Raw genomic sequence first — 7,308 nt, forward strand, 5'->3', positions numbered from 1 at the left:
ATCGAAAGATTGAAATGACGGCCGTCACCGACGCTTTGCCAACCGGCCGGATACCAACCCCCATGATCCGCGCTCCGATCGGCCGAAATCGGGAGACAGCTCTGCCGCGATGGCCGAGCAGAACGCCGCGGCGCGAACGGCTGCAGCTGCGGTCGGCAGCCGGACGCCAGCGCCAGTCATGCTGCGCCTCCCACGGCGACGCGCGTGGCACTCGACGACAAGATGCGCGGAAGGCGGATGGTCGCGCTCGATCGCCCGGAGGATGGCAGCGCGGACGAAGCTGCCCTTGCTCTTCGATCAGATTCCGGCCGCGCGAATTTTGTTGAGCCGCGACTTATCCAGCTTGGTTGATTTCCCTGTCTCGTCATACGGCTGCTTAAAATCGAAAGCCGTTGGCGAGGCGCCATGATCGTGTAGATGTTCGTGCCGCAAGACACCCTCAGCCCAAGTAGGATAGCCCGGATCGGAATGCCACCACATTACGAGGGGCGGCCATCGCGGCTGTTGAAACCACTCCCGACCGCGCTTCAGCGCGACGGCGTGCAGACCAAAATAGGTAAATGAAAACAAGGCTTCCATATCCGTCCAAAGCGAAAGCGTAGCAGGCGACCAGCCATCTCCAGTTTCGCGATAAAAACGGGGATAAACTTCCGGGCCCCAAGAATTTGGACCCGGATCAGACGCATAGCCAGATCTCGCAATGAGGCCTTTGGACTGATCAACCATCTCAAAGATCGGGTCGTTCAACTCCCGAAAACCATCATTCGCTGCACTATCCGCCGGCACCGTGAACATGCCGAATGTATAGAGCGCCAGTGGCATCAGATCTCCTGAGACGGTTCGAAATCGTTGCGACGGTAGCAGATCGGACCGTCGGCCTGAAGGGGTTCGATCCCGCCCCCCGCTGAACTCGCCTTGAACGACCGCTTCGTACGCTCCCAAGTCTGAACAGTGGCGCGCACCGAGCGCTGCCGGCTGCCCCGTCGAGTGGCGGCTGTTGAGCGGGTTCCGGCCTGTCCTGCGAATGGCCGTCCCCAAGGCGTTCCCCCTGGCCCCCCGACTGGCCGGAACCGGGAGAAGAGTTCACCGTCCTTCGCTTAGTGATCCCATCCTTCGCCGCCACCCTCGTCCAACGCCGGTAGAGTAAGCATGCGTGTCAACGCACCGGTTCGCTGCTACGACTTACGCTGTCGCGACACACGGTATCTCAACGGCGCTTCTTCCGCGGATTTGACAAGGCGTCCACACGCCCGATTACCTCGACCACGACCGGGACTCCGTCCACCATGTCCGGTAGATGGGTTTGGCGCGGCGGGCTATCCGTCAGATTAACAGTCACTGCCCAGCCATCCCCACGAGGGTTGGGCCGCACGCCCGTCGCGACCGGCGCGCCCATCAACGCTTCAAACCTCTCACGCACCAAGGCCCGGGACGCCCTTGCCGTCGCATAGTCGGTCATCGCGACGCTCCCACGAGTTTCAATCCAAATCGCCTCTCCAACACCAACGCCGGTGTCACGAAGGTGGCTCCGTCGAGGCCGCCGCGCGCGTTGCCGCAAACCACTTGCCCCACCAGCACGACGCGGTCACCAGACGAGCTTAGCATTACTGGACCGCCGCTGTCGCCCGCCACGGCGAAGGCAGGTGCCTTAGGCTCGGTCTTGATCTGCATCTGATCGGCGATCTCGTAGACCTGACCGTTCGGGCCAGCGAAGAAAGCAGTCTGATCTAACGAAGAAACATAGCCAGTCGCGGGCCTGGAGCCACAGCCGTGCCGCATCACGACCACGCGGCCGACGAGCATGTTCTCTGGATCGACGCTGCCTATCGTATCGATCCGTTGCTTGCCGCCCACCAGATAGTTCTCGTCGTGACGCGTGTCGGAATGAAGCATGGCGAGCGCCGCATCGCAGTCCAGCGCGCCGACGCCTATGCCCGGCTTCGGCATGACCGCCTCCACCACCGTTGCGAAGCCAGTCTGTCGCCGTGCCTGGTCCTCGCGCCTTAATTCAGTCCCAGCGCCAGTCCTTCCGAAGTCGCTAGCGACGTGGCCTGAGGTGACGAGGACATGCCTGCCATCCGTGAGTCGGGCGAAGCAGGTGACTGAGCCGAGGAGGCCGGAGGGGTGCTCAACCGAGCATCCTACGGGGAGACGCGGGAAGTGCCCCCGTGCTTGAGAGGTGCCGAGCCCATGTACGACGCCGCCCAACTCGACATGGATGCGGGCCGATCGGAGCAGCGCCTGCTTCAGCGGATTGAGGTTCAGCAGCACCCTCTGCGGTACCTTGTCCCCCGGTCGCGGCAGGAAGACTGTCACCGACGGCAAAAAACACCGCCTGCCGTCGGTCGTCGATGCGTAGACGACGCCCGCACCGATAAAGTAACGCCCAATGGTTGTGGAACCGTTGTCAGGACGCCATGGTGCGGCAACACTGGGATAGGCAGCGCTGCGCGAAGGCAGGTCGGGTAACATGATCGCGCCACTTCGGAAGCGCTCGTCGATCTCTCGCGCGATGGCGCGAGCGTCGTCGATGGGCACGCCCTGAGCGGGAAGCACCGGACGCGAAACATACGGCGCATCCGGCGGCGCGTCGCTTGACAGAAGCGCATACAGCGCGTCGATATCCTCCGCCGGGATCTTCGCGACGACCTCGATGAGGCCAGGAACCTCTAGTTTCAGCGGCCCGAAACTGAACTCTGCTCCGCCAAGAAGCAGCAGCAGGCCGATCAGCGCAAGCGTGGACCGGTTGACGCCGCTTGCGCCCAGCGCCTCGTGCTCCGCCGCAACTACACGGCGCAACGCTTCTTGAGCCGGCGACGCGGGCGCATGCATGGCGATGGTAGTCAGCGCGGCCGCCAGCACCGATGCAGGCACGTCTGGTCGAGTCGCGTCGGGGCGACGAGCGGTGAACTGCGCCGCCACAACGTCCGGCGACAGACCAAGGTCCGCGATCCGCGCTGTCGCGAACGCGGCGAGGAGGCCGTCGAAATCATTGGATCGCGCGGCAATTCGCTGCGCCAAGTCTGCTGCCGTCAAGACGTGTCCGAGAATTTTTGTTAACGCTGCCGCGTCAGACAATGCGCAGCTTCCAAAGATTTGCAAGCGGTTTGTGACTTTGCGCCCAACTGGTATGCCGGAGGCAGTAAAGCGGTTCAGGAAGGCAACCCTCACCTCGATCTCGGCGACCTGGGGCAGGTGGCACCCGTCCCCTTCATAGGCAAGCAGCGCGTCAAGGAGAACTGCGGCGGCCGCGTCCTCTCGCAGCAGGACTGGGTCGAGCGCGTCGCGCCAGCGCTCTGGATGTCCTGCGGCACATGCAGGACGACACGGGTGGCGGTGACGAGCCGTTGTTGAGGATGTTCCTGCCGCTCGCGCGAACGGCTGTCCACCGGGGTCCGCCCGACGATCTGTGACCGGCCGGAACCGGGAGGCAACACCCTCGCCAGAGGCGTCCGGGTCGCCATATTGCAAATCGCCCACGAGAGACATCAGCTTACTAGGCCGCTCTGACATGCAAGCTGGGCGCGACATGGCTTGTTCGGACACGTCGCCACCGCATCACAGGTCATCGAGCGCGGCCCCCTGAGCAACCTGCACCGAATGGATGGTTCCGTCGAATTCGAACGGTCTAGCCTCCTCATAGACCAGCGAGACGGGCGAGCCGAGGTCGCGGCCGACGTCGAAGCTCTCCGTCGCGGAGAACGCCGCGGGGGCGGTGCGGGGCACCTCAACCGCCGCCGCCTGCTCGCCATTGATCGTGATGACGACGTCCGCGGCGCCGGCGGGGGCGGCTATCGACGTGCTGATGACGATCTCGTGGCGGCCCGCTGGAATGGCCGCGGTCTGAACCTTCGTGTTCTCGATGATGAACAGATTGTATTCGTAGGTTAGCACGCCGTCCTCAACATAGACCGTCATGCCGCCGCCCGCGCCGCCAAGCGCATAGAGCACGCCGTTGGACGCCTCGCCGAACTCCGCGTCGATGGTGACCCGTGTGGACTGGCGACCGACGCCCGGCGCAGCGAACTCCGGCATGCGCTTCGTCTCCGGCCCGAAGGTCCAGCTGTCGTAGGCGGAGGAGATGCGATCCGCGGGGTGGATGCGCAGCCAGTTGCCCGCGCCGATAGGGAAGACCTTGTTGTCCTCCGCCACCTCCAGAAACCGCGCTTTCAGTTCCGCCAGCTTGGCGGGCATTTCGGCGGCCAGATCGTTGGCCTGACTGAAGTCCTCAGTGAGGTTGTAGAGCTCCCACACGTCATCGTTGGAATCCCAGTTGGCGATGCCGCCTGCGGAACCGGCGCTGTCCCATGGCGTGAAGGGGCCGAAGGTGCCGGCGAACCAGCCGTCGACGTAGATGCCACGGCTGCCATTGTTGTCGAAAAACTGCTCGGACTTCTGAGGTTCCGCGTCGGCGTCGTCGAAGGCGTAGGCGAGGCTGACGCCATCCATCTGCATTTGAGGGTAGCCGTTTACGACCTCAGGCAGCGGGATTTCGAGCAGCTCATAGATCGTCGGCGCGATGTCCACGACATGGTGAAACTGGGTGCGCATCCGGCCGTCGTGTTTGATCCGGTCAGGCCAGGTCACGACCATCGGGTTTCGCGTGCCGCCGAAGTAGGCGCCCAGCAGCTTGGTGCCCTTGAACGGCGTCGACCCCGCCCAGGCCCAGCCGGCGTGATACATGTTCTCGGTGCGCGGGCCGCCAAGCTCCTCAATCCCGCCGATCCGTTCAAGCGCCGCGAGTTGTTGCTCGATGGTGTTCGGGATGCTGTTTTGCGCCAGAAGTTCGCTGATTGAACCGCGCTGACCCTCTGCCGACGAGCCGTTGTCGCCGAAAATGTAGAAAATGAGCGTGTTCTCGCGCAGACCGCGATCTTGGAGGCCGTCGATCAGCCGGCCGACCTGAGTGTCGGTATGCTCCACGAAGCCTGCGAAAAGCTCCATGCCGCGGGTCTGGAAGTCCCGTTGCTCCTCAGGGATGGCGTCCCAGCCTTGCAGAGTCTCGTCGCGCGGTGTGAGCAACGTGCCCTCGGGGATGACGCCAATGTCCAGTTGGCGTCGGAACGTCTCTTCTCGGTAGATGTCCCAGCCGTCGTCGAAGCGCCCGTCATACTTGTCGGCCCACGCCGGAAAGATGTGGTGCGGCCCATGCACGGCGCCCGGCGCCCAATACATGAAGAAGGGCTGGTTGGCGTCGAAGGCGCGGGCGTCGTCGAGCCAGCGCAGGGCGTCGTCCACCAGATCCTCGGTTAGGTGATACGCCGGGTCGTCGACCGGCGGCTCCACCGCGTCCAGGTTTCGCGTCAGCCGCGGCTCCCACTGCGAGGTTTCCCCGCCGAGGAAGCCGTAGAAGTACTCGAACCCGTAGCCCGTCGGCCAACGATCCTTCGGCCCGACCGACGTCGTCTCAACGGCGGGCGTGTTGTGCCATTTGCCGAACGCCGCCGTATGGTAGCCGTATTGCTTCAGAACCTCCGCGACGGTCGCCGCCTCTTTTGGGATGACGCCGGTGTAGCCGTCGAACGCCACGGCGCGCTCGGCGATGGTGCCAGATCCGACGCGGGTATGGTTGCGCCCGGTCAGCAGCGAGGCGCGGGTCGGCGAGCAGATCGCCGTGGTGTGGAACTGCGCGAACGCAACACCCTCCGCCGCCAGAGCGTCCAGCGTCGGCGTGTCGACGGCGCCGCCAAAGGTCGACGGGACGCCGAACCCGACATCGTCCAGCAGCAAGATCAGGATGTTCGGCGCGTCCTCGGGCAGGCGCTGCGGCCGGTCAGGCCATTGCATCACGCTGTCCTGCAGACGCTGCGCCGCCGTCCCGGCCATCGGCGGCGACGGGAAAGGCAGGACCGACCCGTCATCGGGAACCGCCTGTTCCTGACCGTGCGCAACCGCGCCAAGCGTGGCCATCATCGTGGCCAGAAAGAACCGCTGCATGGCAGTCTACTCCGTGTCATTCGCGATGGCGTTTGAGTTCTGTGTCCGGCCGCCCATCGGGTGGAATTCGATCACTAGGCCACCCTGAAGAGTTGTGTCGGGTTAGACGCTCAGGTTCCTCGATGCAGCGCGCTGCATCAAGGCCTCACGCATGCCTTAACCCGCCGCCTTTCCAGCGCGGCGGTCGGCGAGGGTGATCGCACGCCAGCCGCCTGCGCGAACGGCCGACTACCGCGCTTGGCAGGGCGCCCCGCGACTTGAGCTGCTGCCGTTTCCGGGAGCGAGCAGTCGGCGTCTCTTGGCAGCGCGGAACTCATCAAGACCTTATGCCGAGGAGGGCGGCGGCCTTGCCTCTGATCTCCGCCAAAGCCCTGGCGCTTACGGTGCCCTTCCGCTCTGCCCGCCGAGCCCTCCAGTCGAGGCTACGGACCTGATCCGCCAGGGCGACGCTCGGAGGTTCTCCGTCGAGAACGACCTCGAAGGGGTAGCCCTTGATCCGGGTCGTCGTCGGGCAGCAGAGCATCAGGCCCACACGACCGTTGTAGGACGCCGGACTCAGCACCACCGCCGGCCGGTGCCCTGCCTGCTCGCGCCCAGCCTGCGGCGTGAAACTTAGCCAGACAATATCGCCAGCATCAGGCACATAGGACGCCACTCAAAGAGCCTCGCGACCGACGGGGACGCCGAAGTCCGCTTCCTCGTGGAGGTTGTCGGCCGTCAAACCTTCAAGCAGGTCCTCAAGGCGCGGCGCAGTCGGCGCTGCGGGTTCAATCACGATCCTGCCGCCCTCGACGCGGATGTCGATTGGATCGTCAACGCCAAGGCCTAGCTCGGACATCATCGATGTCGGAACGCGAACCGCGGCGCTATTCCCCCACTTCTTGATCACGGCGTGCATGACAGTCTCCTGTATCTACTTGGTAGATACTGCTCTGTCCGTCGTCGATCAAGCGGCAGCGTCGCGACCGTCCGAATTTCGCTGTTGGCCCTCCACCCCGCGACCGGCCGGAACCGGGAGAACTTCGCTCCTCGGAGTGGTGCTCAAAGAGAGCGAACCTGTTTCTCCCTCAGATTGCGAAGTCCTCAAGCTTTTTTCCAGCTGCCAAGCCCTCGGAGATCCATCCCGGCTTGCGGCCACGGCCGCTCCAAGTCACGAGAGGATTCTCCGGATGGCGATACTTCGCCTCGGGGACAGTCTTTTTCTTGGAATCGCTGGTCTCGACCAGATCCCCAAGCACGAACCCGAACTTCTTAGCGACCGCCTCAGCTTCGGCCCTTGCCTCCGCCTTTTGCCGCTCCTCAAAATTCGCAATGGCCTTGCCAACATCCTTCTCAAGCTTTTTGAGTTCTGCGTGTGAGAGGGCGGTCAGG

At 64.0% G+C, this 7,308-nt stretch carries 6 protein-coding genes; all 6 read right to left on the reverse strand.

The features are described from left to right. Nucleotides 1-297: 297 nt before the first annotated feature. The 6 genes from BLW43_RS21970 to BLW43_RS21995 all read right to left on the reverse strand — a co-directional run bounded on the left by BLW43_RS21970 (nucleotide 298) and on the right by BLW43_RS21995 (nucleotide 7,307). Nucleotides 298-822, reverse strand: coding sequence for a DUF3291 domain-containing protein (locus BLW43_RS21970; RefSeq protein ID WP_093256919.1), 525 nt, complete (start codon nucleotides 820-822; stop codon nucleotides 298-300). A 633-nt stretch (nucleotides 823-1,455) separates the two neighbouring features. After that, nucleotides 1,456-3,078 (reverse strand): trypsin-like serine protease, encoded by a 1,623-nt coding sequence (locus tag BLW43_RS21975; RefSeq protein ID WP_175479062.1) that lies wholly within the window; start codon nucleotides 3,076-3,078, stop codon nucleotides 1,456-1,458. Nucleotides 3,079-3,558: 480 nt separating this feature from the next. Next, a complete protein-coding gene (locus BLW43_RS21980) occupies nucleotides 3,559-5,937 on the reverse strand; it encodes an arylsulfatase (protein ID WP_245731168.1) in 2,379 nt (792 codons plus the stop codon). 316 nt (nucleotides 5,938-6,253) lie between these two features. Beyond that, the gene (mazF, locus tag BLW43_RS21985; RefSeq protein WP_093256924.1) at nucleotides 6,254-6,592 is read right to left on the reverse strand and encodes an endoribonuclease MazF; all 339 of its coding nucleotides are present in this window, start codon (nucleotides 6,590-6,592) and stop codon (nucleotides 6,254-6,256) included. Next, nucleotides 6,593-6,835, reverse strand: a complete 243-nt coding sequence (locus BLW43_RS21990; protein ID WP_093256927.1) for an AbrB/MazE/SpoVT family DNA-binding domain-containing protein — start codon at nucleotides 6,833-6,835, stop codon at nucleotides 6,593-6,595. 169 nt (nucleotides 6,836-7,004) lie between these two features. Further along, entirely contained in the window at nucleotides 7,005-7,307 is a 303-nt protein-coding gene (locus BLW43_RS21995; protein ID WP_093256929.1) for an H-NS histone family protein, read from the reverse strand. Between the last annotated feature and the right edge of the window lies 1 nt (nucleotide 7,308).

Origin of the sequence: Rubrimonas cliftonensis, from assembly GCF_900107585.1 — a bacterium.
Lineage (GTDB): Bacteria > Pseudomonadota > Alphaproteobacteria > Rhodobacterales > Rhodobacteraceae > Rubrimonas > Rubrimonas cliftonensis.

Coding starts and splice junctions, on each gene's coding strand:
- BLW43_RS21990 (WP_093256927.1), bottom strand. CDS start 6,835: ATGCACGCCGTGATCAAGAAGTGGGGGAATAGCGCCGCGGTTCGCGTT.
- BLW43_RS21980 (WP_245731168.1), bottom strand. CDS start 5,937: ATGCAGCGGTTCTTTCTGGCCACGATGATGGCCACGCTTGGCGCGGTT.
- BLW43_RS21970 (WP_093256919.1), bottom strand. CDS start 822: ATGCCACTGGCGCTCTATACATTCGGCATGTTCACGGTGCCGGCGGAT.